The following is a 26979-nucleotide window of genomic DNA, read 5'->3' on the forward strand; positions in this document are numbered from 1 at the left end:
TATAACAAAGAAACATAATCATACCGACAAATTAGGTGGTGTTATGAATAACGCATATGGAAAAGAAATCGCAATGACCGTTATTGGTGCTGGCTCTTATGGCACGTCGCTTGCGATTTCGCTAGCAAGAAACGGTGCGAACGTGGTGATTTGGGGACACGAACCTGAACACATGGCAAAACTAGAAGCCGATCGTGCAAACCATGAGTTCTTGCCTGGCATTGAGTTTCCAGAGTCTTTGATTGTTGAATCGGATCTGCAAAAAGCAGTTCAGGCGAGTCGTGACTTACTGGTTGTGGTCCCAAGCCATGTGTTTGGTATCGTGCTCAACAGCATTAAGCCACACCTCAGAGAAGACAGTCGTATCTGCTGGGCGACGAAAGGGCTTGAGCCGGAGACAGGGCGCTTACTTAAAGATGTAGCACACGACATCATTGGTGAGAATTACCCGCTGGCGGTACTATCAGGCCCAACCTTTGCTAAAGAGCTGGCAGCTGGCCTACCGACGGCGATCGCCGTTGCCTCTCCAGATGCGCAGTTTGTGGCGGATCTACAAGAAAAGATCCACTGCAGCAAAACATTCCGCGTCTATGCCAACGATGACTTCACTGGTATGCAGCTTGGCGGCGCCGTGAAGAACGTCATCGCGATTGGCGCGGGTATGTCGGATGGCATTGGCTTTGGTGCCAATGCTCGTACCGCACTTATCACTCGTGGTCTCGCGGAGATGACTCGCCTGGGTGCAGCGCTCGGCGCTAAGCCTGATACCTTTATGGGAATGGCAGGCCTGGGCGATTTGGTATTGACGTGTACCGATAACCAATCGCGCAACCGTCGCTTTGGTCTTGCGCTGGGCGAAGGTAAGGATGTCGATACCGCACAAACCGAAATTGGTCAGGTAGTGGAAGGCTATCGCAATACCAAAGAGGTGTGGTTGTTGTCTCAACGCATGGGTGTAGAGATGCCAATTGTTGACCAAATCTATCAAGTATTGTATCAAGGAAAGGACGCGCGCCTTGCGGCGCAAGATCTACTCGCTAGGGATAAAAAAGCCGAGCAGCAATAATCGCTCGACGGATGATTGAGTATTCATCGTAGGACCGAAAATGAAACACTGTGAAAAACAAAATGTCTGGGAGTGCATTGTAAGAGAAGCCCGTGAGTCAGCGGAACAAGAGCCGATGCTGGCTAGCTTCTATCATGCCACCATAATTAACCATGAAAGCTTTGGAGCAGCGCTAAGCTACATCCTTGCTAACAAGCTAAAGACAGCGTCAATGCCGGCTATGGCTGTGCGTGAAGTGGTTGAGCAAGCGTTTAATGCTGACCCGAGCATTACCGATGCAGCGGCGTGTGACATTTGTGCGACAGTGAATCGAGATCCTGCGGTATCCATGTACTCAATGCCGCTTCTATACCTAAAAGGTTATCATGCCCTGCAAGGTTATCGAGTCGCAAACTGGCTCTGGTCTCAGGGGCGTAACGCTTTGGCGACGTATCTTCAGAATCAAATCTCAGTAGCGTGTCAGGTGGATATCCATCCTGCAGCGCGTATCGGTAAAGGCATCATGCTTGACCATGCGACGGGCATCGTTATCGGTGAAACGGCGGTGGTGGAGAATGATGTCTCTATCCTACAGAACGTTACATTGGGTGGTACGGGTAAAGAGTGTGGTGATCGACACCCTAAGATCCGCGAAGGTGTGATGATTGGTGCTGGTGCTAAGATCCTCGGTAATATCGAAGTGGGTAAAGGTGCCAAGATTGGCTCTTGCTCTGTGGTGCTTCAGCCAGTGCCTCCACATACAACAGCGGCAGGTGTACCCGCGAAAATTGTTGGTAGGCCTAAGACAGATAAGCCATCTCTGGACATGGACCAGCAGTTTAATGGTAAGTCACAGACCTTTATGGGCGGTGATGGTATCTAACCGATAGCCGACGCAGAATGCTAAAAAGCCAAGGCAATGCCTTGGCTTTTTGTCTATTTGGCTAATGAAGGCAAATGCTTTCGCCTCACCGACAGTGCATACAAGTAGGCAAGCACGCCACCAATGACATTCCCCAAAGCCACACCAATAAACATCCCCTCGACACCATACAGCATGCTACCTAGAGCGGCGGCTGGAAGCGTAAACACAAACAGCCTCATGGCACTCCACATAAATGCTTTGTTGGGCTCATGCAGCGCATTCATTCCACTTCCAAGCATCATAATGATGCCTTGAAAGCCGTAGCTAAATGGCACGACGAGTAGGTAGTGCCAAAGGATATCTCGCACCGCTTGTTCTTGAGAGAACAACGCTGAGATTGGGATGCTGAGCGGCACCATCATCACAAAGACCAGCAATTGAAATAACAGCGAAAAGCGCATGCTGAGGAACAGTCCTGCAAAACTGCGGTCGGCTTGCTTGGCGCCAAAGTTTTGCGACATAAATGGCGTTAGGGCTGAGCTGAGTGATATCAGAACTAAGATAAGAATCGACTCAACACGCTGCGCCGCCCCATAGGCTGCTACAGCCGCCGTACCATGGACAGAGAGCATCTTCATTAAGATTGCCCCTGAGATGGGCGACATCGCCGTCGACAAACCAGAAGGCATGCCAATACGTAGAATCGCAATCCAATCTTGCCAAAGCTGCGAAGGTTTGAGCTGACCAAGGAGTTTTTCTCGCTTGGTGAGTACATACAGCGAGCCAGTCAGCGCACCTAGCCAAGCGATACCACTTGCAATCGCCGCACCTTGAATGCCGAGCTCAGGAAACGGACCGATACCAAAAATCAGCAGTGGGTCGAGCAGGCCATTAATAAAGCCAGAAAGCATCATGATCTTAGCTGGCGTTTTGGTATCGCCGGTGGCTCGAATGGCGCTGTTACCCGCCATCGGTATCACCAACAGTGGTACAGTGAAGTACCAGATCACCATGTACTCTCGGATCAGCGGGATAATGTCGTCGCTGGCACCCAGTAGTTTGAATAGTGGTTCTATGGTGTAAAGACCTAAGGTGGAGGCTAACATGACCAAAACCACGGCAAGCAACAAGCCATGTGTGGAGAAACGCGCCGCGTGCTGCGTATTGCCCTGACCAAGCAAGCGTCCGATATTGGTGGACAATCCCATGCCAATGCCCATGGTGATGCAGTTGACGCCAAAGGTTACAGGGAAAGTAAAACTGATGGCAGCGAGGGCTTCGGTGCCTAATAGCGAAATAAAGAAGGTGTCGACAAGGTTGAATGCCAGTATTGCCACCATGCCAAAGACCATAGGCACGGTCATATTTCTAAGCACTTTGGATATCGGCGCGGAGAGCAGGCCGTGTTTGTCTTGCATGGCATTCTAAGCTTGGTAAACAGGAGGCTAGAATACAGTAATTAACCAGTTGGCGCGACAACCGACTCGTCGCAGCTTAGCTTTCGCATGCCAATCTTAAATTTCGTTATTTTTGTCACAATTTTTTGGCATCCTCCCCTTGGGATCACCAAAAACGCCCCCAACATATTCAACACAAGGCCTTGAAGGCAACCCTATAAGCTAAATGGAAAATAATCAGGAGAATCGACCGATGAATATCCGTCCTCTACACGACCGAGTTATCGTTGAGCGCCAAGAAGTTGAATCTAAGTCTGCTGGTGGCATCGTTTTAACTGGTTCTGCGGCAGAAAAATCAACACGTGGTACAGTTTTGGCTGTGGGCAAAGGCCGCATCCTAGAAAACGGTACAGTACAGCCGCTAGACGTGAAAGTAGGTGATACGGTGATCTTTGCTGAAGGCTACGGCACTAAGACAGAAAAGATCGACGGTAAAGAAGTTCTGATCATGTCTGAAAATGACATCATGGCTATCGTTGAATAATTAAGTAGACGTTGAGTAATTTTTTACTCTAAACAAGCTATCCACTGAATTTAGATAAGGAAATAAACAATGGCTGCTAAAGACGTTAAGTTTGGTAACGACGCACGAGTTAAAATGCTAGAAGGTGTAAACGTTCTAGCGGATGCAGTAAAAGTAACACTAGGTCCTAAAGGCCGTAACGTAGTTCTAGACAAATCTTTCGGTGCACCAACTATCACTAAAGATGGTGTATCTGTAGCGCGCGAAATCGAGCTTGAAGACAAGTTCCAAAACATGGGCGCGCAAATGGTTAAAGAAGTAGCCTCTCAAGCGAACGATGCTGCTGGTGACGGTACAACAACGGCAACAGTTCTTGCACAGGCTATCGTAAACGAAGGCCTAAAAGCGGTTGCTGCTGGCATGAACCCTATGGATCTTAAGCGCGGTATCGACAAAGCTGTTGTTGCTGCGGTTGAAGAGCTAAAAGCGCTGTCTGTTCCTTGTGAAGACACTAAAGCGATTGCTCAGGTTGGTACTATCTCTGCGAACTCTGATGAGAGCGTAGGTAACATCATTGCTGAAGCAATGGAAAAAGTAGGTCGTGATGGTGTTATCACGGTTGAAGAAGGTCAGGCTCTACAAGACGAGCTAGACGTGGTTGAAGGTATGCAGTTCGACCGCGGTTACCTATCTCCATACTTCATCAACAACCAAGAAGCAGGTTCTGTTGAGCTAGAGAGCCCATTCATCCTGCTTATCGACAAGAAAGTATCAAACATCCGTGAGCTACTTCCAACACTAGAAGCGGTTGCTAAAGCATCTCGTCCACTGCTTATCATTGCAGAAGACGTAGAAGGTGAAGCACTAGCAACGCTTGTTGTGAACAATATGCGCGGCATCGTGAAAGTAGCGGCTGTTAAAGCGCCTGGTTTCGGTGACCGTCGCAAGTCTATGCTTCAAGATATCGCAATCCTAACGGCTGGTACTGTGATCTCTGAAGAAGTCGGTCTAGACCTTGAGAAAGTGACGCTAGAAGACCTAGGTCAAGCGAAGCGCGTTTCTATCACTAAAGAAAACACGACTATCATCGATGGCGTGGGTGAAGAAGCAATGATTCAAGGCCGTGTAACTCAAATTCGTCAACAAATCGAAGAAGCGACGTCTGACTACGACAAAGAGAAACTTCAAGAGCGCGTAGCTAAGCTAGCTGGCGGTGTTGCGGTAATCAAAGTTGGCGCAGCAACTGAAGTTGAGATGAAAGAGAAGAAAGACCGCGTTGAAGATGCACTACACGCAACTCGCGCAGCGGTTGAAGAAGGCGTAGTCGCGGGTGGTGGTGTTGCACTTATCCGCGCGGCGTCAAAAGTGGCGGGTCTTGAAGGTGCTAACGAAGAGCAAAATGTGGGTATCCGCGTTGCACTTCGCGCTATGGAAGCGCCAATTCGTCAAATCACTGCAAACGCAGGTGACGAAGAGTCTGTGGTTGCAAACAACGTGAAAGCAGGCGAAGGCAGCTACGGCTACAACGCAGCAACAGGTGAGTACGGCGACATGATCGCAATGGGTATCCTAGATCCAACTAAAGTAACTCGCTCTGCACTTCAGTTCGCTGCATCGGTTGCCGGTCTTATGATCACAACAGAAGCTATGGTCACTGACGTACCTCAGAAAGACGCACCAGCAATGCCTGACATGGGCGGAATGGGCGGCATGCCAGGTATGATGTAATCCATCAGACGATTCTGACAAAGCCGAAGGGAAACCTTCGGCTTTTTTTATGTCCGTTCCAATATTGGTCAATGCTTAATCGTATGTGTTAATGAATATGACATTTCCCTGACAAAAGCTATGGTTAGCCTCTCTAGCATCGTCTACACTTATCAGTTGATAACAATAATAGTCAGTGGAGACTAATATGAAAAAGGCAGTAGCAGTACTAGCAGTGGCAGCAGCAATGGCATCACCATTGGCGCTAGCAGAAAGCACCCCAGTGATGTTCTCATCACTAAACGGTTTCAACGCACCGGATGCAAACGCAGTAGGCGGTGTACGTCTTGCGGTTCTTCACGGTAAAGTGGCTGAGGTGAAGGGTGTCGATTTTTCTCTAATCGGTATGTCTGAAACTCAGCGTACAACGGGTGTGAACTTCGGTCTATTCTTTGGTGCTTCTAAAGTAACGCAAGAAATGAAAGGTGCGTCTCTAGGTATCTTCAACTGGAACACAGGTAAAACGACCGGTGTTAACCTTGCAGCAGTGAACGTCACTAACGATGTGAAAGGTCTTAACTGGAGTGCGGTGAACTACTCTGAAGGCTACACAATGGCAGACGTTGGTATTGCGAGCTTCTCAAACAAGTCTAACTTCCAGTTTGGTCTTTTCAACAAGACAAACAACATTGACGGCGTACAGATCGGTCTTATCAACTGTGCGGACAACGGTTTCTTGAAGTGTTTCCCAATCATCAACTTTGCGAAGTAATTCAGACTCTGATTTAGAGTGTTAGAATTCGATAAAGCCCTGCATACGCAGGGCTTTTTACTTTCTCATTCGGTTGCGGTTTTGCATGGTTTGGTGAACGCCACGTCGCAAGCTCTTAAAGCTACTTTCAATCTTGTCCACGCCCAAAAGCACTGTTAAGGCGAGTACAGTTAGGATCACGGATTCTTTGTGATGCCCTAAACCAATCATCATACCTAAACCGGCGAGTACCCAAATCACAGCAGCAGAGGTCACCCCGTGTATCTTGCCGTCTTGCGTCATCATGACGCCAGCGCCAAGGAAGCCGACACCTGTAATGATCTGTCCTAAGACTCGGGCTTGGTCCAATGTGTTGGGAGATAGAGACACGGCCATAGACATAAACAGGTAAGTCCCTGAGACGATTAAGATTGCGGTGCGAATGCCCACGGGTTTACCGCGAGTTTGACGCTCAAGTCCCACCAAGGCACCATTGAGGACGCAGGCCCCTAAGGCTTGCCATGAGAAAGGTCCCATATCGAGTAATTCTGTCAGTTCCACATTGCCTCCTAAAAAGCGCAGTATCTGACTAAAAGACCGCCTGATCGAACAAAATCATTTTGTCGAGACGGAAAAAATTACTCGAGATGCAAATCAAGCGGCGTTTTACTCGCCTTACCACCTTCCTCTCGCGTGAGCTTAGGTACAAGGTAGCCCGACACACGAGCAATCAGCCCTTGGATAATCGCTTTCGCTTGTTCATCACTGATGTAGAAATGCGCTGCACCTTGCACTTTATCGAGTACATGCAGGTAATACGGCAGAATTCCTGCGCCAAACAGAGCGTGGCTAAGTTCGAACTGAGCCTCCACGCTATCGTTGACTCCTTTGAGCAGTACGCCTTGGTTGAGAAGTGTCGTACCGCTAGCTTTAATACGCGCCATCGCTAGCTTGAGCTCATTATCTATCTCGTTGGCATGGTTGATATGGGTGACCAGCACAGTGTTGAGACGCGTGTTTGCGAGCAAGTCACAAAGCTGAGCGGTAATTCGCGCTGGTATCACGACTGGAAGACGAGAATGGATTCGAAGTGTTTTTAGGTGTGAGATCTGTTCAGCGCGTTCAATCAGCCAACTAAGTTCACTGTCTTTGGCCATCAATGGATCGCCGCCAGATAAGATGAACTCATCAATTTCCGGTTTATCAGCGATGTAGTCGAGCGCTTGTTGCCAGTTGCCTTTGCCACCTTTGTTCTCGTCGTACGGAAAATGGCGGCGGAAGCAGTAGCGACAATTCACGGCGCAACCACCTTTTACAATCATCAAAGCACGATTGTGGTATTTGTGGAGCAAACCGGGTACGGCATTGTCTTGCTCTTCGAGAGGATCCTCTGAGTAGCCATCATGGACCTCAAACTCTTGGCTGAGAGGCAGCACCTGCCTTAGCAAAGGATCGTACGGGTTGCCTTTTTCCATGCGATCGACAAAGCTTTGAGGAACGCGCATGGGAAACAAGCGTCTTGCTTTGAGTCCGTTTTCCCAAGGGGTCGCCTCAATTTCCAGCTGCTCAAGCAGTTTGTAAGGGTCTGAGATCGCATTCGATAGCTGTTTGAGCCAGTTTTGCTCAACAGAAACAAGATTTCGGGTTATGATAGGCGACATTAAATTTAACTCGAAGAACACTAAGAGGATACAATGGCTACTGTTAGCACCAATGAATTTAAAGGCGGTCTTAAACTAATGCTGGACAACGAGCCTTGCGTAATTCTAGAAAATGAATACGTGAAGCCAGGTAAAGGTCAAGCGTTCAACCGCGTTAAAATTCGTAAGCTACTGTCTGGTAAAGTTCTAGAGAAAACCTTCAAGTCTGGCGAAACTGTTGAAGTTGCTGACGTGATGGACATCGACCTAGATTACCTATACACAGATGGTGAATTCTACCACTTTATGAACAGCGAAACATTCGAACAAATCGCTGCAGACGTTAAAGCGGTTGGCGACAACGCGAAATGGTTGGTAGAAAACAACACTTGTATGATTACTCTTTGGAATGGTAACCCAATTACTGTGACTCCGCCTAACTTTGTTGAGCTAGAAGTAACAGAAACGGATCCAGGTCTGAAAGGTGATACTCAAGGTACTGGTGGTAAGCCTGCAACACTAACAACTGGCGCTGTGGTACGTGTACCGCTATTCATCCAGATTGGTGAAGTGATCAAAGTTGATACTCGTACTGCGGAATACGTAGGTCGCGTTAAGTAATCAATAGAGATACGTAAGAATTTGAAAGGTCGCCCAAGGGCGACCTTTTTTATATCGGAAACTGAGCGCTGACTATTTGAGTTGGGGGATTACTCTTCAGGTCGCCAGCTCAGAGCACTGGCTACGGTGCCTAACGCCAAGGTGTCCATTTCTGCTTCTGGTAATCCAGAGAGGGTTTGCAGTGTGATGCTGCCATTGGTTTGCGCCGCAGCAACCTCTACGCTGCCACGACTAAAGCTATAACCAAGTGGATTATCAACGCTCATCATTAGCCCTTCACCATCGTGTACCGAAGCGACATTGAAATGTGTGCTGCCAAGGCGGATAAAACCGTGCTCTTTTTTTGCGGTAGAGAGACTGATCGCTTCAGACTTGCGTTCCATCTTATACTCGCCAATGTTAGCTCCTTGCTCACTGATTTGGCAGATGTACGGGTCATTGCCACCAAATGAGAAGCTACCAATATCAACACTGGTACCACCGCCGCTACAAACTAGGGTCCAGGTTTCGCCGTTATCATTGCGTGTGACTTCAGCGACCATTTCACCATCTTTAGTATTGATGGTGTTGAACCAAGAGCTGGTTGATGCACTACGGGAGTACTTACCGTGGTAGCGTCCCGCGATATCGAAGGTGCCTTCTGGGCCAAATCCCCAGAAAGATCCATCGGTTTTAAGCAGTAGCTCAGGCTGTGCAGCCACCGCTTCCGATTTTTTCATCATGACAGTAGAACCGCACCCAAACAGCGCACTGGAAATCAGTAGTGCGCAAATAGACTTTTTCATTGTTACATCTCTTGTTGTTATAAATCGCTGATGATTTTATCGATAGAGTGTCGGTAACAATGTATGGGTATGTACACGCGCCTACTGTGTCACACGAATGTTCACTGAGTCCATATGGCGTCTACTGGCTCGCAACTTTCTCAATTGCTAATTACTTCGGCCATTCCTTGTTATATAAGCGAATTATTCGATTTTTACATCAGTTAACATTTTGATACATTAATTGCGTTGTCAATTGGTTGCATATTTTGAAGTCAAATTTTCGCAACGACAACAAACAGGAGATACACATGGAAAGTCGTGGAATAGGAGAGAGTCTGAAGATAACTGAACGTCGTAAATGGCTACACAATGGGATCAAAGCCATGGTCTATGCACTGCCGATTCTGGCAGTGGGGCTAACGGTGAACAGTTCCGTGTTAATGACGGATGCCGGTTACAGCTACGTCCATCAGAATAACCTAACGGGCGAGTTGGATGTCTTTACAGAGCCGGGGATTCATTTTCGAATGCCGTTCCTGTCAAAGATCACTAAGTATGATCAAGTCATCACGGTCTCTTTTGGCAATAGCATCGAAGAGAACTTGTATCAGCGACTTCAAGCACAAGATCCGGTTCAGGTGAGATTTGCCGATACCTACATAGGTCAAATACCGGTCACATTTCGCTTTAAGCTGAGTAACGATCCGGAAGCAATGAAGAAAATGCACCGAGAATTTCGAAATAACAGCAACTTAATCGATGCGCTTCTGGTCAAAAATGCGCGCAATGTAACCGTGATAACCGCGACCCAATACACGGGTGAAGAGTTCTTCCAAGGTGGCCTCAACCAGTTCAAGTCTAAGCTTGGCGATCAGTTGCGTGAAGGTATTTACCTGACAGAGCGTAGACAGGTTGAAGTGGAAGAGATGGATCTGGCTCCTGTTGGGGTAGATCAATCGAATGCCAATCAATTGCAGAGAACTAAACAGTTAGTCTGGAAAACGGTGCCCGTTGCAGACTCTACGGGTCAGCCGATACGTCAAGATAACCCGTTGCAGCAATATGGTATTCAGGTAACTCAGGTTACGATTGGTGACCCACAGCCGGAAAAGCAGCTTGATCAGTTACTTGCCGACAAAAAGCGTTTGGTTGCCGATCGTATTCGCGCAATCCAAGAGCAAGAAACGTCAAAGGCTCAAGCCGAAACGGAGCAACTGCGTAAAGAGATCCAACGTACGCGTGAAGTTCAAGATGCGCAGCGTCAGAAAGAGTTGGCGATCATTTCGCAGCAAAAAGAAGTTGAAGTTGCTAGACAAATTGCCGAGCGGGAAATCGTAGAAGTTGAGAAAACTAAGCGTCTGGCTGAGGTAGATAAAGAGAAAGAGCTAGCCATTGCAGAGGCTAACCTAGCGATTCAAAAAGCCAATGCGTTGTCAGCAGAGTTTGAAGCTAAGGCGATTTTGGAGAAAGGTCGCGCAGAAGCGGAGGTACTGAAAGCAAAATACGCCGCGTTGGGGGCTAATCACGAGGTGTACCTGGCTGAGCTCAATCGAGATGTGGCGAATTCGCTCTACAACAACTTAACTAACTTCCAGGTGCAAATGCCGCAAAACTACATTGGCGGTGGACAAGAGCAAGGTTTGACGACCAACCTAGATGTGATTACCGGTTTTGGCGCTTTAGGGCTGATGAACCAAACTAAGCAATTAGCCGCTGAGCAGTAGTCTTAACGCAAGACATAAAAAAGGCCGATGAGCTTAACTGCTCATCGGCCTTTTCTTTACCGAGCGATTAGATCATGAAAATGAAGATAACCGACAGTGCACTGACAAGCGCTGCAAAAAAGTAACAAGCAATCTTACCAACCACACCTGCATGGATCTTAAGATCGTGCATACCGTGGTGTAGGCGGTGCATAGCGTGCCACATTGGCAGTGCTAGGGTAGCGATAATAAATAGCGCACCGATGATGCTGGTAGCAAAATCAGCCACACGCTCATAGCTCATCGCCTCTGGGCTGATAATGCCCATTGGCACTAGGATGCCTAGCACGAGTACTGTCACAGGGGTGATCATGGCAAACCATGTACCACCGGCACCAAACAGTCCCCACCATACGGGTTCGTCAGAGCGTTTTGGGTTTTGATTAATCACGATTCACTCCTTATACAATGATGAGAACAACTAGTGAGATAGCCGCAACCGCCGCCCACTGAGCGAGGACAATAGTCTTTTTCTCGACTGGCTTGCCTTTCAGTTTGATTGGCATTACCTGTGGCATCATGCTGAAGAAGGTTTGCGCGTGGAACAGGCTTCCCGCAAGTGCCACGATGTTGATCGCGATAACCACTGGGTTAGCCATAAAGTCTAGCCAGCCTTGCCAAGCTTCTGGGCCTTTCACTAGCGAACCTAGACCAAATGTCAGGAAGATCGTGAATAGGATCAGTGGCAGTACGGTGGCTTCACGTAGCATGTAGAAGCGATAAAATGGGTGATCTTTCCACCAAGTTCGCTTCATTTCACGAACATAAGGTTTTCTGTTGCTCATCTTATGCCTCCTGTGGTTTTAGCATGGCAATAACGAAGTCTTGTGAAGACGCCACTTTGCCTTGGTTTACTGCCGCGGCAGGGTCAACGTTCTTCGGACAAACCTCAGAGCAGTAGCCCACAAACGTACAGCCCCATGCACCGTTCTCACCGTTGATCATCTTCATACGTTCAGCCGCACCATTGTCACGGCTGTCGAGGTTATAACGATGTGCCAGTGTCAGTGCCGCAGGACCGATGAACTCAGGGTTTAGACCAAACTGAGGACATGCCGCGTAGCAAAGACCACAGTTGATACAACCAGCAAATTGCTTGTATTTCGCCATTTGCTCAGGTGTTTGGATGTTAGTGCCATCTTCTGGCTTACGGTCGTTACCAATGATGTATGGCTTGATGGCTTCTAGGCGCTCGATAAACGGCGTCATGTCGACAATCAAGTCTTTCTCGATTGGGAAGTTCGCAAGAGGCTCAATCTTCAGACCATTTTGATGATCACGAAGGAAGCTCTTACACGCCAGTTTTGGCACGCCGTTAACCATGATGCCGCAAGAGCCACAAATCGCCATACGACAAGACCAGCGGTAAGACAGATCTTTGTCTAGGTGGTCTTTGATGTAACCAATCGCATCGAGCACTGACATGGTCTCATCGAACGGTACTTCGAAGGTTTGGAAATACGGCTCTGCGTCTTTCTCTGGGTCGTAGCGCAGGATTTCCACTTTCTGAATACGGTTTGCTGACATTATGCTTGCTCCTCCGCATTTTGATCTTTGTTGGCTTGCTTCGCCGCTTCTTCTGCTGCCGCTTTTTCAGCGGCTTCACCGTATAGACGCGCTTTAGGCTGCGACTTAGTGATGGTGACGTTGCTGTAGTCAATGCTTGGTGCACTGTCTTCATTAAAGAAAGCTAGCGAGTGTTTTAGGTAGTTCTCATCATCACGCTCAGTGCAACCGTCATCAAGACGTTGGTGCGCACCACGAGACTCTTTACGCAAGATTGCAGAGTGAACCATAGCTTCAGCAACTTCTAGACCGTAACCCACTTCAATGGCGTACAGCAGGTCTGTGTTGAACACTTTGCCTTTGTCTTTGATGCTGATTTTCTTATAGCGCTGTTTAAGCTCGGCAATCTTCTCAAGTGTCGCTTGCATTAGATCTTCTTGGCGGTAGATACCACAGCCCGCTTCCATGGTGTGACCCATTTCAGTGCGGATTTCAGCCCAGTTTTCATCGCCTTCTTGATTCATTAGCGCAGCAATGCGTGCTTCTACTGCCTTCACTTGCTCTTCGATAGCGCTGTCATTCCAGCCATTGAAAGCTTTAGCGCGCTCAACCGCTTGCTCACCGGCAACACGGCCGAAGACGACAAACTCAGCGAGAGAGTTAGAACCTAGGCGGTTTGCACCGTGAAGACCGACAGACGCACACTCACCCACAGCGAATAGACCTTGGATACGAGTTTCACAAGTCCCGTTGGTTTCGATACCACCCATGGTGTAGTGCACGGTTGGACGAATTGGGATTGGCTCTTTTGCTGGGTCAACGTTGACGTACGCTTTTGCGAGCTCACAGATAAACGGTAGACGCTCTTGCAGGTACTCTTCACCAAGGTGGCGAAGGTCAAGGTGCACCACATCACCCAGTGGGTGCTTGATGGTGTTGCCTTTTTGCTGCTCATGCCAGAACGCTTGAGAAACCTTGTCACGAGGACCGAGTTCCATGTATTTGTTTTTCGGCTCGCCAACCGGTGTTTCAGGGCCCATGCCATAGTCTTGTAGGTAACGGTAGCCGTTCTTGTTGACGATGATACCGCCTTCACCACGACAACCTTCGGTCATCAGGATACCGGTACCAGGTAGACCTGTTGGGTGGTATTGAACAAACTCCATATCACGCAGTGGAACGCCGTGACGATACGCCATCGCCATACCGTCGCCAGTCACGATACCGCCGTTAGTATTACAGTGATACACACGACCCGCGCCGCCGGTTGCTAGGACAACTGATTTTGCCTTGATAGTGACCAGTTCACCTTCAGACATATGAATTGCAATCAGGCCCTGAACCTCGCCTTCAACCACAAGTAGGTCAACCACAAAGTACTCATCAAATCGTTTGATCTGCTCGTACTTCATCGACGTCTGGAACAGCGTATGTAGCATATGGAAGCCGGTTTTGTCCGCTGCAAACCATGTGCGTTCTACCTTCATACCACCAAAACGACGGACGTTCACTTCACCGTTTTCTTTACGGCTCCATGGACAACCCCATTGTTCCATCTGGATCATTTCACGTGTGGCATTTTCAACGAAATATTCAACAACATCCTGTTCACAAAGCCAGTCACCACCGCCAACGGTATCGTTGAAGTGGTTATCTAGGCTATCTTCATCCTTAATTACAGCCGCAGAACCACCTTCAGCCGCCACGGTATGTGAACGCATAGGGTAGACTTTAGAGATCAGAGCTACTTCCATTTCTGGGTTAGCTTCTGCTGCTGCAATGGCAGTACGAAGACCAGCGCCGCCTGCGCCGATGACTGCGATATCTGTGGTAATTGTTTTCACAGTTATCCTCCAGTGTGTGAGAGCGAGTTTTGCTCGCGAGTTATAGTTAAAGGCTTGAAAGCTTTTTTATTTAGGCAATCAGTGTAGATAAGCGAGATGGCAAAAAAATTGACTGAGTTAGGTTTTTTCTTCGGTAATGCATTGCGAGGCATAGTATTTCTATGATGTGTGATTAATATCACTTGTGATTGAGAACTTTTGAGTGCGCACTTACAATAATTAATAACATTAACTAATGAGCATGATAATGATTACCAACCAGTGGCAGCCCACAGCCTCTATGGCTTTACTTAAAAAGCGCGCCAAGCTGATACAGGCGATTCGTAGCTTCTTTCTGTCAAGAGAGGTAATGGAAGTCGATACCCCTGCAATGAGCCATGCAACGGTGACCGATGTGCATTTGCATACCTTTAAAACCGAGTTTGTTGGCCCGGGCTACGCGGATGGACGTCAGCTTTACTTTATGACGAGCCCTGAATTTCATATGAAGCGATTACTCGCTGCTGGCAGTGGATCGATTTATCAGATTAACAAAGCTTTTCGCAACGAAGAGAGTGGGCGTTACCACAATCCTGAGTTCACTATGCTCGAATGGTATCGTGTGGGGTTTGATCATCATCAGTTAATGGATGAGATGGACGACTTACTCATGATGGTACTTAACTGTGCTAAAGCCGAGCGTATGACCTATCAACAGGCGTTTATTTCACAGCTTGGCGTCTGCCCTCTAACTGCCGATATGTTTTCTCTGAAAGAGGCTGCGGCTCCTTTGGGGCTGAGTGATATCGCTGATCAAGAAGAAGATCGCGATACCTTGCTTCAATTGCTCTTTAGTATGGGTGTTGAAACGAAAATCGGTAAACAAGTCCCCGCGTTCGTTTACGACTTTCCCGCATCGCAAGCGGCGCTCGCTAAAGTGAACCCAAATGACGAACGTGTCGCGGATCGCTTTGAGGTGTATTTCAAGGGAGTCGAATTAGCCAATGGTTTTCATGAGCTGGATAACCCGGATGAACAGTTGGCGCGCTTTAAAGACGATAATAGTAAGCGCGAGAAGATGGGGCTTGCACCTCAACCCATTGATTATCACTTGATTGAAGCGCTGAAATCAGGTCTGCCCGCATGTGCTGGTGTGGCATTAGGTATTGATAGACTGATTATGTTGGCCTTAGGGGCGACTCATATTGATGAGGTTGTGGCGTTTCCGTTTCCTCGAGCTTAACTAATTGGGCTAGCTGACCAAAATGCTGGTGCCCGCAACGGCAAGTGCGGCGCCGAGCCAAGCGTATTTGTTTGGTCTCTGCTTAGTATAAATCCACAGTAGCGGTAGAACCATAATGGGGGTGGTCGAAGACAGCAAGGCGACCATTCCCACATTCCCCGTTTGCAATGCAAATAGAATCAAGGTCATCCCGACAGCCATGGCTAAGAAGCCATTCAGGGCAGTAATGCCAAAGATAGACCAGTTAATAGGGTTGAGGCTTTTTGCGTGTCTGGCACCTGTAAATAGGAACAGACTATGAGCGATGAATGCTGTGATCATACGAATAGCAGAAGCGGCGACAGGATCAATCTCGGTCTGCATGACAGGTTTAGCAATTATGCCGCCTAATGCCTGACACAGTGCCGCTGTAATACCCAGCCCAACACCAAACCAAACATTACCTTTGATGGTTTCGAGCTCGGATGCTTTGTTGTTTTGTGAGCCAGTCTGTTTGTTAGAGCTCTTACGACCAAAGAAAATCGCTGTGGCGACACCAGAGAACACCAGAGCGGAACCCAGCAGTTCGAGTGGTGACATAGTTTCTGAAAACAAGAAGTATCCTAGCACCGCTGAAAATACCGCATGACAAGAGAACAGAAGCCCGGCCTGTCTTGGTCCCATTCGATTTAAGCAAGCAAACAGAGCGGTATCACCGATAAAGATACCGATAAGACCAGAGAGCATCATTGGGGTGATGTGTACCGATTCGACACTTGTCCAGCCACCTGTTATCGCCGCCATCGAAGAGAGTATGAATGCGGTACAGCCCATTCTCCAACGGCTATAAGAAAACGAACCAAGGTGTTTAGCTGGCTTGACTGAAATAATACTTGAGACCGCCCACAAAAATGCGGCGATAAGAGCCAGCCATTCAAATCCCATTACTATCCCTAGTGCATGTGTGATACCCGACGACGCGGGCATAAGTGATTACTTAATGATTTAACTAGGTTTTACTATGAGGTGTGAGAAAGTGCAATTGAAATCCTCTCACGTTAGCGAGAGGATTTCTGGTTTGAATGTAGAGGGATACCTAGGTCAGTATTAGCATCGCCGCGTAGACAATAAGCAAACCAATGATACCTATGATAAGACCGGTCTTAGCCATGTCTTTACTCTCAATAAGTCCCGTAGAATAGGCGAGAGAATTAGGCGGTGTGGAAACTGGTAAGATCATGCCAAGTGATGCGGAGAATGCGACCACAACGAGTAAACCTTGCAGACCACCAATTGCTGCTAAGCTTTCCATTGATGCCCCAATCGCTGCGGCAATCGGCATAAGCAAGTTAGCGGTTGCGGTATTAGACATGAAGTTTGCCATTAACCAGCAGACTATAGACAAGGTAATCACTACGGCAAATGGAGACAAAGATTCATAGTCGATGGCATGAGCGAGCGCTTCTGCGAGCCCCGTTTTATCCAAACCAATACCGATCGCAATACCACCGGCAACTAGCCAGAGTACATCCCAGTTAATCAGCTTGAGTTCCTCTTTGCCCATGATGCCCGTCAGGGTGAACACGGCGAGCGGAATAATGGACACGACATAGGTGTTCATGCCGTGAAGCTTTGTGGTCATCCACAATAAAATAGTCGCTGCAAAGGTGGCATACACGACCATGGCTCGCCAATTACGCTGGAACTTGCCTTCGAGCTTGAGCACCATCTTTCCTTCTGAGGATGGAAATAGCTTTTGTAGTAGGAACCAAGCGATAGTGAGTTGGATAATCACGAAGGGGAGACCCATCATCATCCATTGCAAGAAGTCGATCGTGTTCTCACCAGTTAAGTATTGCAAGGCAATAGCGTTGGGTGGTGTGCCTATTGGCGTCGCAATGCCACCGGTATTGGCGGCAATCGGAATACAGAGGACCAACGCCTTGATGCCAAGGTCCCCTTTTGGGGCGGAGGCGACGATGGGGCCAAGCAGAGCCAGCATCATGACGGTCGTCGCCGTGTTAGACATAAACATCGAGAACACGGCAGTAATCAGCATCAGTCCAAGCATGATGAACTTGGGTTGGTCACCAAAAGGGCGCAAAAGCACACGGGCTAAGTTGTTGTCCAACTCGTATTTGGACGCCGCAATAGCCAGAGCAAAACCACCCATGAAGAGGATGATTATCGGCGAAGAAAATGCGCTAAAGATATCGGTATACACCAATAACTCACCAATATCGTGACCGGCTGGTGGTGTACGGAATAGATGTAGCCCTTTATCTGAAATCATCACGAGCTCAAGCGCAATAATCAGAATGGAGGTAGCAAAAACAGGGACAGGCTCCAGAACCCAGAGCAAGGCCGCGAGCAGGAATATTGCCAACAGACGGTGTTGGATCAACGTGAGGTCATCGATTGGAATCCAATCAATTGGCATCATTAAGACGCCAAGGGGCACTAAAAAGCAAATAAGCAGCCTGATTAGTGTCCCGCGATTCATCTTCGGCATAGGCGCGGCACCAGGGTTAAAAGTTAGACTGCCGCCTAGGTTAAAATATAAACGTCGCTTGGTCTTAGACTGGTGTTAAAGTTTTGAAAAGTCGAGGGAAGATTTGGATGGTGTTTTGCTTTGAATCAAAAATCGCGTCGGTATTTGAGCAAGGGAAGCGGCGGGTAGCACGATCTTTTTGCCAATAAAAACGGCGCCTTAGCGCCGTTTTCTGTTGTTAAGCTTCGCTTTCTGACTCGCTATCAGAATCAGTTTGAGCTTCTGGTTTCACTGCGTGTGCGTAAGGTGTGCCCATTACCGTCGGCGCATTATTAGCCATAGTCTCATCGAAACGAATGGCGTCTTTAGCAAACAGGTTGATGACGGTAGAGCCAAGCTTGAAGCGGCCCATTTCCTCGCCTTTCTTGAGTACAACCGCTTTGTCGCCTTCAGCAGGGTAGTCCCAAGTGTAAACGGTATTACCACGTGGAGGAGTTACCGTACCGGCCCAGATGAGCTCGATAGCACCTACGATGGTTGCCCCAACCAGTACTTGTGCCATAGGACCAAACTCGGTATCGAAGATACATACCACTCGCTCATTACGAGCGAACAGATTGGGTACGTTCTCAGCCGTTAGAGGGTTTACAGAGAACAAGTCGCCTGGCACGTAAATCATCTGACGCAGTGTACCATCACACGGCATATGAACGCGGTGGTAGTCACGTGGAGATAGGTACAGAGTCGCAAATTCACCTTCAGCAAACTCGGCTGCAAGCTCTGGGTTGCCACCTAGTAGTTCTTGAGCGGTGTAGTCATGGTTTTTCGCTTGGATAAGCTTACCGTCGGTGATAGGTCCAAACTGGCTCACACACGCATCCGCTGGGTGAGCGATCACTGACTCGCCCTCGGCGATAGGACGCATACCCGGCTTTAACTCACGAACGAAAAACTCGTTAAACGTTTTGAAGTGCTTTGGATCGCTGTGCAGCGCTTCATCCATGTTGACGTTATATTGCTTGATAAACCAACGAATGATCGCTGTTGTTAGACCGCCAGCTTTTGCTGATGCCAGCTTACCTACTAGGCGCGTTAGCCCATGTTGAGGTATCCAGTATTGCAGTCCAACTTTAATCTTATCCATCGTCTAAAATTCCAACGTTAATTGATTGATATTACTTCAGGGCGCGAGATACTAATGGAAATCGCTTCAAATGTCAGCAAATTGTGACAAGTACACGGACAGAGTGTTAAACCAGTCCGAGTCTTATCATGAATTACAGATCGGCTTTCTTGTTCCGTGAGTACTGACGGTTGGCTTTACCTTCTGCCATGCTATCAATGATGCGGTGATAGTTATCAAATCGAACCGGGTCGATTTTTCCATCTTCCACTGCTTCACGCAGAATACAACCTGGGTCATCTAAGTGCTTGCAATCGCGGAACTTACATCCACCCAGATAAGGTCTGAATTCGACAAAGGCTTCAGTGACTTCGCTCGGCTCTAAGTGCCACAAACCAAACTCTCGAACCCCTGGAGAATCGATCAAATCACCACCGGAAGGGAAGTGATAAAGTCTAGCTGCTGTCGTGGTGTGCTGACCTAGGCCTGAGTTTTCAGAAACCGCGCCTTCTTCCACATCAAGCTCTGGCATGAGTGCGTTGACCAAGCTAGATTTACCTACGCCAGACTGACCAACGAAGATGTTGATTTTGTCTTTGAGGTGAGCTTCAAGCTCCGCAATGCCTTCACCAGATTCTTTACTGACGAGTAGCACCTTGTAGCCGATGTTTTTATACACCTCCAACAGCTGGTAAAACTCGTCGCGACTCTCTTCTGGAAGTAGGTCAATCTTGTTTAGCACGACTAATGGAGCAATCTGAAGTGTTTCCGAGGCGATAAGGTAGCGGTCGATGATATTCAGTGAAAGCTCTGGTACTACTGCTGACACAATAACCATTTGATCAACGTTAGCGGCGACGGGCTTGAGGCCGTCGTAGTAATCAGGGCGCGTCAGCATCGATCTTCTTGGTTCAACGGCCTCGACGACACCTGAGATGCCGTGCATGGATTCGAGACCAATGCGCCATTTCACGCGGTCGCCAGACACCAAGGACTCAATGCCACGACGCAAGTTGCAGCGATGGATTTCTTTGGTTTCGAGATCTTCGATATCAGCATGTTGACCGAATCGAGTGATCACTAGCCCCTGCTTGACATTGCCAAGCATGGTCTCATCCCACTGGATGGTTTCTTCTTTTGCTAGTTTCTTCTTTTGGTTGCTGCGTACACGACGCACTTGACCTTTGGTCAGTTTTTTCTTTTTCGCCACGATATTTCATTGATGCGATTCGCATCAAACCATTTTGGTTACTGAATTTAATTTCGGTATAGTACCTCTTTTGACAGAAAACAAATAGACGAGGGCGTTATGTCTTTCAGCGATGACAATTTGATCTGGGTTGATCTGGAGATGACCGGGCTGGATCCTGAGACACACAAAATCATCGAGATCGCGAGCATTGTGACCGATAGTGAGTTGAATATCTTGGCTGAAGGACCGGTAATCGCCATCCATCAACCAGAAAGTGAACTAGCGAAGATGGACGACTGGTGCACCAATACTCACACAGCGAGCGGGCTGGTGGCTCGTGTTCAAGCAAGCGACCACGATGAGGAAAGTGCGATCCGTGAAACTATCGCGTTTTTGGAAAAATGGGTACCAAAAGGTAAGTCGCCTATTTGCGGCAACAGTATCGGTCAAGATCGTCGTTTCTTATATAAACACATGCTAGAACTTGAAGAGTACTTCCATTACCGTTACGTCGATGTCAGCACGATTAAAGAGCTGACTCGTCGCTGGAAGCCTGAGGTGCTTGATGGCTTTACTAAACAGGGTACGCACCTAGCGCTAGATGATATTCGAGAATCGATCGCTGAGCTTAAGTTCTATCGTGAAACCATTTTCACTATTTGATCGTTGAATACTTGTTAAAAACAATGACTTTGGGCTGCGAAAGATAAGAAGTTATCGCAAAATTGTGTGCTTTTTCATCAAACGGGAAAAAAGATCATTTTTTTGCTGATAAGGACTTGCATCACAAAAAAATGCTCTTATAATTCGCAGCCCTGAACGACGAAAGACGTTCAATGCGACACTAGCTCAGTTGGTAGAGCGCAACCTTGCCAAGGTTGAGGTCACGAGTTCGAACCTCGTGTGTCGCTCCAGTTTGATAGGCGCTTTCATCATGCCTTAAATGATGATTACGGACGCGGGGTGGAGCAGCTTGGTAGCTCGTCGGGCTCATAACCCGAAGGTCGTCGGTTCAAATCCGGCCCCCGCAACCAATTCTCTCTATGAGAACATGCGACACTAGCTCAGTTGGTAGAGCGCAACCTTGCCAAGGTTGAGGTCACGAGTTCGAACCTCGTGTGTCGCTCCAGTTTAAAAAGCTTTCATCATGCTTTGAATGATGACTACGGACGCGGGGTGGAGCAGCTTGGTAGCTCGTCGGGCTCATAACCCGAAGGTCGTCGGTTCAAATCCGGCCCCCGCAACCAATTCTCTCTATGAGAATATGCGACACTAGCTCAGTTGGTAGAGCGCAACCTTGCCAAGGTTGAGGTCACGAGTTCGAACCTCGTGTGTCGCTCCAAATTGACAGCTGTCATCGTGCTTAACGGTGAGACAATACGGACGCGGGGTGGAGCAGCTTGGTAGCTCGTCGGGCTCATAACCCGAAGGTCGTCGGTTCAAATCCGGCCCCCGCAACCAATTCTCTTATGAGAACATGCGACACTAGCTCAGTTGGTAGAGCGCAACCTTGCCAAGGTTGAGGTCACGAGTTCGAACCTCGTGTGTCGCTCCAGTTTAAAAAGCTCTCATCATGCTTTGAATGATGACTACGGACGCGGGGTGGAGCAGCTTGGTAGCTCGTCGGGCTCATAACCCGAAGGTCGTCGGTTCAAATCCGGCCCCCGCAACCAATTCTCTCTATGAGAATATGCGACACTAGCTCAGTTGGTAGAGCGCAACCTTGCCAAGGTTGAGGTCACGAGTTCGAACCTCGTGTGTCGCTCCAAATTAATAAGCTCTCATCATGCTTTGAATGGTGACTACGGACGCGGGGTGGAGCAGCTTGGTAGCTCGTCGGGCTCATAACCCGAAGGTCGTCGGTTCAAATCCGGCCCCCGCAACCAATTCTCTTATGAGAACATGCGACACTAGCTCAGTTGGTAGAGCGCAACCTTGCCAAGGTTGAGGTCACGAGTTCGAACCTCGTGTGTCGCTCCAATTTTATAGCTCTCATTGTGCTTAACAATGATAAAATGCGACACTAGCTCAGTTGGTAGAGCGCAACCTTGCCAAGGTTGAGGTCACGAGTTCGAACCTCGTGTGTCGCTCCAATTTTATAGCTCTCATTGTGCTTAACAATGACAAAATGCGACACTAGCTCAGTTGGTAGAGCGCAACCTTGCCAAGGTTGAGGTCACGAGTTCGAACCTCGTGTGTCGCTCCACTTTTCTTCAAGGTGGAAAATATAGTCTTCATCGTACTTAACGGTGACAAAATGCGACACTAGCTCAGTTGATAGAGCGCAACCTTGCCAAGGTTGAGGTCACGCCTTTAGGCTTGAACCTCGCGCCCTGGTCGGTCACGTCGCCCCATTTCCCCCTGAAATGGACCAAGACGCGGTCATCTCTTTTAGAGATAACAAAGTTGAGAAACTTAGTCCCACAACCGCATGCTCTTTCCTAATGCTGAGAAGCATCACTCCCTAAAATTTAACGCTTATTAATTTTCGATTTGTACTGATTACGTCATCGAAAATATTTGCTGTGTATTCTATTTTCTACACACCGCCATCGCAGTAGGCAATTGCCTTAGCTGCAGGTCAGTTACACTTAAATTAACAGAGTTATCCACATTATTATTCTGTGGATAAGTTAGTTGATAAATTGTTTTTGAGACTGTTTAAATAGTGAAACTTGAAAGATCTTTACATGACAGTGGTGTTATAGAAAATCAAATTTACACATGTAAGTGATTGTTTTTAATTGAATATGTCATTTTGTTTTTACTTTTTACTTGACAGCAAAATGATCAGCAAGTGACGTTTTTTTGATCCTGGTCATATATTGAATCTGTGTTTAACCTGATTTCTCAACGACTAACTGTCGATGAAAATGTAGTTTTTCCACAAATCGAATTTTGGGATGTTAGTCAAGAAAATTAATTTGATTTTTTTGCAGCCATTGGCGGCTAGGCGTCGCGGGGCAATCCCTTTCTCACGATACGAATCAATCGTTGGTTTTTCGTCGCGAGTTGGGAGTCGACTGAACCAGGCAGTTGATCGAGTAGTTGCTTGCGCGCCCACACAATATGTTCATCAAGAAGCTCTGATTGACCTTGAATCGATGCTAGTGCCTCAATATATCGCTCAGAATAAGGGGCGTTGCCTATCGCTATGATGAGGTTTCTCTGCCACTGCTCATGACCAATTCTTCGAATCGCTGAGCCTTCCATATATTTTAGAAACGTGGCTTCATCCCATGTAAGTAGAGTGGCAAGGTCGGTGTCATTAAAAGCAGGGCGTCTTTGAAAGTCTGATTGCTGACCCAGATCGGCAAAGCGGTTCCAAGGACAAACAAGTTGGCAATCATCACAGCCATAGATACGGTTGCCCATTGCAGAGCGCAATGATTCAGGAATCACGCCTTTATATTCGATAGTTAGGTAAGAAATACAGCGCCTCGCATCAATGACACCATTATCAAGAATGGCGTTGGTGGGGCATGATGTCACACAGGCAGAGCATTTACCGCATTGATTCTCGACAGGCGCATCTACTGGTAGCGGCAGGTCTATAAACAGCTCACCAAGAAAGAACCAAGAACCCGCGTCTTTATCGAGTAATAGGGAGTGTTTTCCTGTCCAACCTAATCCTGCTTTTTCAGCAATCGGTCGTTCGAGGACAGGTGCCGAGTCGACAAATGGTCGATAGCCCAGTTCAGAGACCTCTTGCTCGATACGTTGACCAAGTTTCTTAAGTTTGTTGCGGATAAGCTTGTGATAGTCACGCCCAAGCGCGTAGCGACTGATATAACCCGAATGTTTGTCTTCTAGGTTAGTAGCGAAGCCTGCATCCTCTGGTAGGTAATCCATGCGAACGCTGATGATTCTGCACGTGTTGGGATGTAGTTTGTCAGGATGGATTCGCAGATCTTGATGCGTTTCCATCCAAGCCATATCACCGTGATAGCCCGCTTCTAACCAACTTTTGAGTACAGTCTCCTGATCTCGAAGGTCGATATCGCTGATACCGGCTTTTTGAAATCCGAGTTCCTGTGCCCAAACTTTAATGTCGCTAGCCAGCTTGTTTAAGTCCATCACGATTACCCAAGTAGAAAAGGACGCGTATTCTATACTCAAAACCAATGCTACCCAAGTATGAGCGGCAAAAAAGCAATGATCCATTGTGGATTGCTCGGTGCTTTATTGCCTTGTACAAACTTTCGGCGACTATTTTGTACTTTCACAGTAGGGTTAAATTGAAAATAATGGTAAATTTTCTGATTACTTACAGAAGATCACTTGTCTGTGAAAAGCGACACAGTTTACTATTTCGGCTCTCAAAGGCACCACTCAGAGAAAAATGTGATGAGTACTAAAAAATTTTCCTTAGCTAATGAATCAGAAACCATTTTAATTGGAACTAAACTGGCTAATCTCTGTTCAAAACAGACAACGATCTATTTGCACGGTGACCTTGGTGCGGGGAAAACCACATTCAGTCGTGGCTTTATTCAAAGCTTAGGTCACAAAGGTAATGTGAAAAGCCCAACCTATACGTTAGTTGAGCCCTATGAGCTTGATGGTTGGAATGTCTACCACTTTGACCTTTATCGTCTCGCGGATCCCGAAGAGCTGGAATTTATGGGCATCCGTGATTACTTCTCAGACGATGCCATTTGTCTGGTCGAATGGCCAGAGAAAGGCCAGGGTATTTTGCCTTCTGCTGATCTGGATATCGAAATCCGTTATGTAGGAGAAGCGAGAGAGATCGCCTTCACGGCAAATAGCGATTATGGAAGAGAGTTAATTAGTCAGTTGGAGTTACATTGATCAGTCGTTTTCTTAGCAGCATGATGAAAGTCATGCTGCCGTTATGCTTACTGTTTCCTGCCGTCACTCTTGCAAATGCATTAGAGGGTATTCGTGTTTGGCCATCTCCAGACGAGACTCGAGTCGTTATCGACCTCAAGTCTGAAGCGGATTACAGCTACTTCTCGTTGACGGGGCCTTCTCGAATCGTGGTTGATTTAAAAAACACCTCACTCAATACCAAGCTGCCGATAGGGGTATCGGATAGCCCTGTCCTTAGCAAAATTCGCAAAAGTTCTCCGCCTAATAAGGGAACCTACAGGCTGGTCTTTGAGTTAAAGAAGTCTTCGACGCCACAGATATTTAAGCTAAACCCGACGCCGGGTGGTCAGTATGGCCACCGATTGGTGATTGATTTACCTCACGGGAAGGCGACCAGCCAACCTGCTGTCAGCACACCAAGCAGTAAAACCGAAGTGAGCCGTGATGCGTCGCAATTGCGTGGCAATGCCGACATTGTTGTTGCCATTGATGCAGGCCATGGCGGTGAGGACCCAGGCTCAATTGGTCCAACGAAGAAATACGAAAAGCATGTCACCTTGAGCGTGTCTAAGAAGCTGGCCGCACAAATTGACGCGATCCCTGGGATGAAGGCCGTGCTTACGCGCCGCGGAGATTATTTCGTAAACCTCAACAAACGCTCTGAGATTGCTCGTAAAAATGGTGCTCACTTACTGGTGTCGGTTCACGCCGATGCATTTAGAACGCCTCAGCCTCGCGGAGCGTCGGTGTTTGTTCTCAATACTCGCCGAGCAAATACAGAGATTGCTCGTTGGGTAGAAAACCATGAGCAACAATCAGAGCTTCTGGGCGGTGCAGGGGAAGTGCTCGCCAAGAACACCAACGATAGAAATGTTAGCCAAACTCTACTCGATCTTCAGTTTAGCCACTCTCAGAAAGAGGGCTATAAGGTGGCGACCAAGATACTGCGAGAGATGGGTAAAGTAGCACACTTACACAAGAAAGAACCAGTCAATGCCAGTCTTGCGGTATTGAAGTCGCCGGATATTCCATCAGTACTGGTTGAAACAGGCTTTATTTCTAATCCGGCTGAAGAGCGTCTTCTGACCACTCGCAGCCACCAAGACAAACTCGCACGTGCATTGGCAAAAGCGATTGTTCAATATTTTGAAGCAAATCCGCCTGAAGGTACTTTGTTCGCTAATCGTGGACAACAGCGCAAGCACACAGTGAAGCGTGGCGAGTCTCTATCAGTGATCGCTCAGAAGTATGGCTCTTCGGTATCGGCAATTAAGAGTGCGAATAACCTTAAGAGTACGTCATTAGCGGTTGGTCAAACCCTGGTAATTCCTGGCAGCAGCGCGCCTGTCAAAGTCAGTAATAAAGTGAATACTGTGGAAACCAAGACCGTGACTCATACCGTGGTCAAGGGGGATTATCTTGGTAAGGTTGCCAACAAGTACAAAGTGTCGGTCGCGGACATTAAGCGTGAGAACAACTTAAAATCTGACGTGCTTAAGTTGGGTCAAAAGCTCAAGATCACTGTCAGCCTCAAGGATCTCCCACTTCGCAAACACACAGTGAAGCGCGGAGAGTATCTCGGCAAGATAGCGTCGCAATACGGGGTGAGCGTTAAGAGCATCCGCGATGCCAATAAGTTGCGTTCAGACTCGCTCGCTGTTGGGCAAGTGTTGTTGATTCCGCATAAGTAATTTCACTTAGACAGATTCG

General features: G+C 47.8%; 24 protein-coding genes and 13 tRNA genes. 24 read left to right on the top strand and 13 right to left on the bottom strand.

The features are described from left to right. Nucleotides 1-43 precede the first annotated feature (43 nt). The gene (gene gpsA, locus AC6I8Y_RS01245) at nucleotides 44-1066 is read left to right on the top strand and encodes an NAD(P)H-dependent glycerol-3-phosphate dehydrogenase (RefSeq protein ID WP_446569844.1); all 1023 of its coding nucleotides are present in this window, start codon (nucleotides 44-46) and stop codon (nucleotides 1064-1066) included. A 40-nt stretch (nucleotides 1067-1106) separates the two neighbouring features. Then, on the top strand, nucleotides 1107-1928 hold the full coding sequence (gene cysE / locus AC6I8Y_RS01250; protein WP_042478859.1) for a serine O-acetyltransferase: 822 nt from the start codon (nucleotides 1107-1109) through the stop codon (nucleotides 1926-1928). Nucleotides 1929-1981: 53 nt separating this feature from the next. Here the strand turns inward: cysE and AC6I8Y_RS01255 are convergent, their stop codons facing one another. Beyond that, the gene (locus AC6I8Y_RS01255) at nucleotides 1982-3328 is read right to left on the bottom strand and encodes an MATE family efflux transporter (protein WP_234494679.1); all 1347 of its coding nucleotides are present in this window, start codon (nucleotides 3326-3328) and stop codon (nucleotides 1982-1984) included. 232 nt (nucleotides 3329-3560) lie between these two features. On the opposite strand from AC6I8Y_RS01255, the gene AC6I8Y_RS01260 reads away from it, so the two are divergent. From AC6I8Y_RS01260 to AC6I8Y_RS01270, 3 genes are all read left to right on the top strand, one after another. Continuing rightward, entirely contained in the window at nucleotides 3561-3851 is a 291-nt protein-coding gene (locus tag AC6I8Y_RS01260) for a co-chaperone GroES (protein WP_031493033.1), read from the top strand. A gap of 69 nt (nucleotides 3852-3920) precedes the next feature. Then, the gene (gene groL / locus AC6I8Y_RS01265; protein WP_234494677.1) at nucleotides 3921-5558 is read left to right on the top strand and encodes a chaperonin GroEL; all 1638 of its coding nucleotides are present in this window, start codon (nucleotides 3921-3923) and stop codon (nucleotides 5556-5558) included. 187 nt (nucleotides 5559-5745) lie between these two features. Then, nucleotides 5746-6309 (top strand): VC2662 family protein, encoded by a 564-nt coding sequence (locus tag AC6I8Y_RS01270; RefSeq protein ID WP_394154053.1) that lies wholly within the window; start codon nucleotides 5746-5748, stop codon nucleotides 6307-6309. Between the two features lie 57 nt (nucleotides 6310-6366). On the opposite strand, the gene AC6I8Y_RS01275 is transcribed toward AC6I8Y_RS01270, so the two are convergent. Then, on the bottom strand, nucleotides 6367-6825 hold the full coding sequence (locus AC6I8Y_RS01275; RefSeq protein WP_042478882.1) for an MgtC/SapB family protein: 459 nt from the start codon (nucleotides 6823-6825) through the stop codon (nucleotides 6367-6369). 101 nt (nucleotides 6826-6926) lie between these two features. Beyond that, complete coding sequence (gene epmB / locus AC6I8Y_RS01280) at nucleotides 6927-7949, bottom strand: EF-P beta-lysylation protein EpmB (protein ID WP_498020657.1); 1023 nt, start codon at nucleotides 7947-7949, stop codon at nucleotides 6927-6929. Nucleotides 7950-7982: 33 nt separating this feature from the next. Between epmB and efp the strand changes: the two genes are divergently transcribed. Then, nucleotides 7983-8549 (top strand): elongation factor P, encoded by a 567-nt coding sequence (efp, locus tag AC6I8Y_RS01285; protein WP_042478865.1) that lies wholly within the window; start codon nucleotides 7983-7985, stop codon nucleotides 8547-8549. Between the two features lie 89 nt (nucleotides 8550-8638). On the opposite strand, the gene AC6I8Y_RS01290 is transcribed toward efp, so the two are convergent. Further along, a complete protein-coding gene (locus AC6I8Y_RS01290) occupies nucleotides 8639-9334 on the bottom strand; it encodes a VV20781 family protein (protein WP_252013160.1) in 696 nt (231 codons plus the stop codon). A 290-nt stretch (nucleotides 9335-9624) separates the two neighbouring features. Here AC6I8Y_RS01290 and AC6I8Y_RS01295 point away from each other — a divergent pair, with 290 nt between their 5' ends. Continuing rightward, entirely contained in the window at nucleotides 9625-11040 is a 1416-nt protein-coding gene (locus tag AC6I8Y_RS01295) for an SPFH domain-containing protein (protein WP_446569839.1), read from the top strand. 67 nt (nucleotides 11041-11107) lie between these two features. Here AC6I8Y_RS01295 and frdD read toward each other — a convergent pair whose 3' ends face one another. The 4 genes from frdD to frdA are packed head-to-tail and all read right to left on the bottom strand — an operon-like array spanning nucleotide 11108 to nucleotide 14429. Further along, on the bottom strand, nucleotides 11108-11470 hold the full coding sequence (gene frdD, locus AC6I8Y_RS01300) for a fumarate reductase subunit FrdD (RefSeq protein WP_498020658.1): 363 nt from the start codon (nucleotides 11468-11470) through the stop codon (nucleotides 11108-11110). A 10-nt stretch (nucleotides 11471-11480) separates the two neighbouring features. Continuing rightward, a complete protein-coding gene (gene frdC / locus AC6I8Y_RS01305) occupies nucleotides 11481-11864 on the bottom strand; it encodes a fumarate reductase subunit FrdC (protein WP_234494670.1) in 384 nt (127 codons plus the stop codon). A 1-nt stretch (nucleotide 11865) separates the two neighbouring features. Beyond that, the gene (locus AC6I8Y_RS01310) at nucleotides 11866-12606 is read right to left on the bottom strand and encodes a succinate dehydrogenase/fumarate reductase iron-sulfur subunit (RefSeq protein WP_042478869.1); all 741 of its coding nucleotides are present in this window, start codon (nucleotides 12604-12606) and stop codon (nucleotides 11866-11868) included. After that, nucleotides 12606-14429, bottom strand: a complete 1824-nt coding sequence (gene frdA, locus AC6I8Y_RS01315; RefSeq protein ID WP_498020659.1) for a fumarate reductase (quinol) flavoprotein subunit — start codon at nucleotides 14427-14429, stop codon at nucleotides 12606-12608. The genes AC6I8Y_RS01310 and frdA overlap by 1 nt, the downstream gene beginning before the upstream one ends. Nucleotides 14430-14679: 250 nt before the next feature. Between frdA and epmA the strand changes: the two genes are divergently transcribed. Further along, nucleotides 14680-15651: an elongation factor P--(R)-beta-lysine ligase gene (gene epmA, locus AC6I8Y_RS01320; protein WP_394154072.1), complete on the top strand. Its 972-nt coding sequence runs from the start codon at nucleotides 14680-14682 to the stop codon at nucleotides 15649-15651. A 9-nt stretch (nucleotides 15652-15660) separates the two neighbouring features. On the opposite strand, the gene AC6I8Y_RS01325 is transcribed toward epmA, so the two are convergent. The 4 genes from AC6I8Y_RS01325 to rsgA form a co-directional block, all read right to left on the bottom strand. After that, the gene (locus AC6I8Y_RS01325) at nucleotides 15661-16575 is read right to left on the bottom strand and encodes a DMT family transporter (protein ID WP_042478873.1); all 915 of its coding nucleotides are present in this window, start codon (nucleotides 16573-16575) and stop codon (nucleotides 15661-15663) included. A gap of 151 nt (nucleotides 16576-16726) precedes the next feature. Next, the gene (locus AC6I8Y_RS01330; RefSeq protein WP_234494667.1) at nucleotides 16727-18142 is read right to left on the bottom strand and encodes an SLC13 family permease; all 1416 of its coding nucleotides are present in this window, start codon (nucleotides 18140-18142) and stop codon (nucleotides 16727-16729) included. Between the two features lie 217 nt (nucleotides 18143-18359). Further along, nucleotides 18360-19265 carry an archaetidylserine decarboxylase gene (asd, locus tag AC6I8Y_RS01335; protein WP_234494665.1) on the bottom strand — a complete coding sequence of 302 codons (906 nt, stop codon included), beginning with the start codon at nucleotides 19263-19265 and terminating at the stop codon, nucleotides 18360-18362. Nucleotides 19266-19398: 133 nt separating this feature from the next. After that, complete coding sequence (rsgA, locus tag AC6I8Y_RS01340) at nucleotides 19399-20454, bottom strand: small ribosomal subunit biogenesis GTPase RsgA (protein WP_498020660.1); 1056 nt, start codon at nucleotides 20452-20454, stop codon at nucleotides 19399-19401. 99 nt (nucleotides 20455-20553) lie between these two features. Between rsgA and orn the strand changes: the two genes are divergently transcribed. From orn to AC6I8Y_RS01410, 14 genes are all read left to right on the top strand, one after another. Next, nucleotides 20554-21099, top strand: a complete 546-nt coding sequence (gene orn / locus AC6I8Y_RS01345) for an oligoribonuclease (protein WP_498020661.1) — start codon at nucleotides 20554-20556, stop codon at nucleotides 21097-21099. Between the two features lie 175 nt (nucleotides 21100-21274). Continuing rightward, a tRNA-Gly gene (locus AC6I8Y_RS01350) sits at nucleotides 21275-21350 on the top strand. Between the two features lie 43 nt (nucleotides 21351-21393). Further along, nucleotides 21394-21470: transfer RNA gene (locus AC6I8Y_RS01355), tRNA-Met, on the top strand. A 19-nt stretch (nucleotides 21471-21489) separates the two neighbouring features. Further along, a tRNA-Gly gene (locus tag AC6I8Y_RS01360) sits at nucleotides 21490-21565 on the top strand. Nucleotides 21566-21606: 41 nt separating this feature from the next. Beyond that, nucleotides 21607-21683 (top strand) — tRNA-Met (locus tag AC6I8Y_RS01365). Between the two features lie 19 nt (nucleotides 21684-21702). After that, nucleotides 21703-21778, top strand: a tRNA-Gly gene (locus AC6I8Y_RS01370). A 42-nt stretch (nucleotides 21779-21820) separates the two neighbouring features. Continuing rightward, nucleotides 21821-21897 (top strand) — tRNA-Met (locus AC6I8Y_RS01375). Nucleotides 21898-21915: 18 nt separating this feature from the next. Continuing rightward, a tRNA-Gly gene (locus tag AC6I8Y_RS01380) sits at nucleotides 21916-21991 on the top strand. 41 nt (nucleotides 21992-22032) lie between these two features. Beyond that, nucleotides 22033-22109 (top strand) — tRNA-Met (locus tag AC6I8Y_RS01385). A 19-nt stretch (nucleotides 22110-22128) separates the two neighbouring features. Next, nucleotides 22129-22204 (top strand) — tRNA-Gly (locus AC6I8Y_RS01390). A 41-nt stretch (nucleotides 22205-22245) separates the two neighbouring features. Beyond that, nucleotides 22246-22322 (top strand) — tRNA-Met (locus AC6I8Y_RS01395). A gap of 18 nt (nucleotides 22323-22340) precedes the next feature. Further along, a tRNA-Gly gene (locus AC6I8Y_RS01400) sits at nucleotides 22341-22416 on the top strand. Between the two features lie 37 nt (nucleotides 22417-22453). Beyond that, a tRNA-Gly gene (locus AC6I8Y_RS01405) sits at nucleotides 22454-22529 on the top strand. A gap of 37 nt (nucleotides 22530-22566) precedes the next feature. Next, nucleotides 22567-22642, top strand: a tRNA-Gly gene (locus AC6I8Y_RS01410). Nucleotides 22643-23385: 743 nt separating this feature from the next. Here AC6I8Y_RS01410 and queG read toward each other — a convergent pair. Beyond that, entirely contained in the window at nucleotides 23386-24513 is a 1128-nt protein-coding gene (gene queG, locus AC6I8Y_RS01415; protein ID WP_394154794.1) for a tRNA epoxyqueuosine(34) reductase QueG, read from the bottom strand. A gap of 270 nt (nucleotides 24514-24783) precedes the next feature. Between queG and tsaE the strand changes: the two genes are divergently transcribed. Beyond that, nucleotides 24784-25248, top strand: coding sequence for a tRNA (adenosine(37)-N6)-threonylcarbamoyltransferase complex ATPase subunit type 1 TsaE (gene tsaE / locus AC6I8Y_RS01420; protein ID WP_498020662.1), 465 nt, complete (start codon nucleotides 24784-24786; stop codon nucleotides 25246-25248). Nucleotides 25249-25268: 20 nt separating this feature from the next. Beyond that, a complete protein-coding gene (locus tag AC6I8Y_RS01425) occupies nucleotides 25269-26960 on the top strand; it encodes a LysM peptidoglycan-binding domain-containing protein (protein ID WP_394154796.1) in 1692 nt (563 codons plus the stop codon). Nucleotides 26961-26979 lie beyond the last annotated feature (19 nt).

The sequence above is a fragment of the Vibrio sp. KUL78 genome, assembly GCF_059725505.1.

Excerpts from the sequence above, each read along its gene's own strand:
- gpsA (WP_446569844.1), top strand. The coding sequence starts at position 44 with ATGAATAACGCATATGGAAAAGAAATCGCAATGACCGTTATTGGTGCT.
- cysE (WP_042478859.1), top strand. The coding sequence starts at position 1,107 with ATGAAACACTGTGAAAAACAAAATGTCTGGGAGTGCATTGTAAGAGAA.
- AC6I8Y_RS01255 (WP_234494679.1), bottom strand. The coding sequence starts at position 3,328 with ATGCAAGACAAACACGGCCTGCTCTCCGCGCCGATATCCAAAGTGCTT.
- AC6I8Y_RS01260 (WP_031493033.1), top strand. The coding sequence starts at position 3,561 with ATGAATATCCGTCCTCTACACGACCGAGTTATCGTTGAGCGCCAAGAA.
- groL (WP_234494677.1), top strand. The coding sequence starts at position 3,921 with ATGGCTGCTAAAGACGTTAAGTTTGGTAACGACGCACGAGTTAAAATG.
- AC6I8Y_RS01270 (WP_394154053.1), top strand. The coding sequence starts at position 5,746 with ATGAAAAAGGCAGTAGCAGTACTAGCAGTGGCAGCAGCAATGGCATCA.
- AC6I8Y_RS01275 (WP_042478882.1), bottom strand. The coding sequence starts at position 6,825 with ATGGGACCTTTCTCATGGCAAGCCTTAGGGGCCTGCGTCCTCAATGGT.
- epmB (WP_498020657.1), bottom strand. The coding sequence starts at position 7,949 with ATGTCGCCTATCATAACCCGAAATCTTGTTTCTGTTGAGCAAAACTGG.
- efp (WP_042478865.1), top strand. The coding sequence starts at position 7,983 with ATGGCTACTGTTAGCACCAATGAATTTAAAGGCGGTCTTAAACTAATG.
- AC6I8Y_RS01290 (WP_252013160.1), bottom strand. The coding sequence starts at position 9,334 with ATGAAAAAGTCTATTTGCGCACTACTGATTTCCAGTGCGCTGTTTGGG.
- AC6I8Y_RS01295 (WP_446569839.1), top strand. The coding sequence starts at position 9,625 with ATGGAAAGTCGTGGAATAGGAGAGAGTCTGAAGATAACTGAACGTCGT.
- frdC (WP_234494670.1), bottom strand. The coding sequence starts at position 11,864 with ATGAGCAACAGAAAACCTTATGTTCGTGAAATGAAGCGAACTTGGTGG.
- AC6I8Y_RS01310 (WP_042478869.1), bottom strand. The coding sequence starts at position 12,606 with ATGTCAGCAAACCGTATTCAGAAAGTGGAAATCCTGCGCTACGACCCA.
- AC6I8Y_RS01325 (WP_042478873.1), bottom strand. The coding sequence starts at position 16,575 with ATGGGATTTGAATGGCTGGCTCTTATCGCCGCATTTTTGTGGGCGGTC.
- AC6I8Y_RS01330 (WP_234494667.1), bottom strand. The coding sequence starts at position 18,142 with ATGCCGAAGATGAATCGCGGGACACTAATCAGGCTGCTTATTTGCTTT.
- asd (WP_234494665.1), bottom strand. The coding sequence starts at position 19,265 with ATGGATAAGATTAAAGTTGGACTGCAATACTGGATACCTCAACATGGG.
- orn (WP_498020661.1), top strand. The coding sequence starts at position 20,554 with ATGTCTTTCAGCGATGACAATTTGATCTGGGTTGATCTGGAGATGACC.
- queG (WP_394154794.1), bottom strand. The coding sequence starts at position 24,513 with ATGGACTTAAACAAGCTGGCTAGCGACATTAAAGTTTGGGCACAGGAA.
- tsaE (WP_498020662.1), top strand. The coding sequence starts at position 24,784 with ATGAGTACTAAAAAATTTTCCTTAGCTAATGAATCAGAAACCATTTTA.
- AC6I8Y_RS01425 (WP_394154796.1), top strand. The coding sequence starts at position 25,269 with ATGATGAAAGTCATGCTGCCGTTATGCTTACTGTTTCCTGCCGTCACT.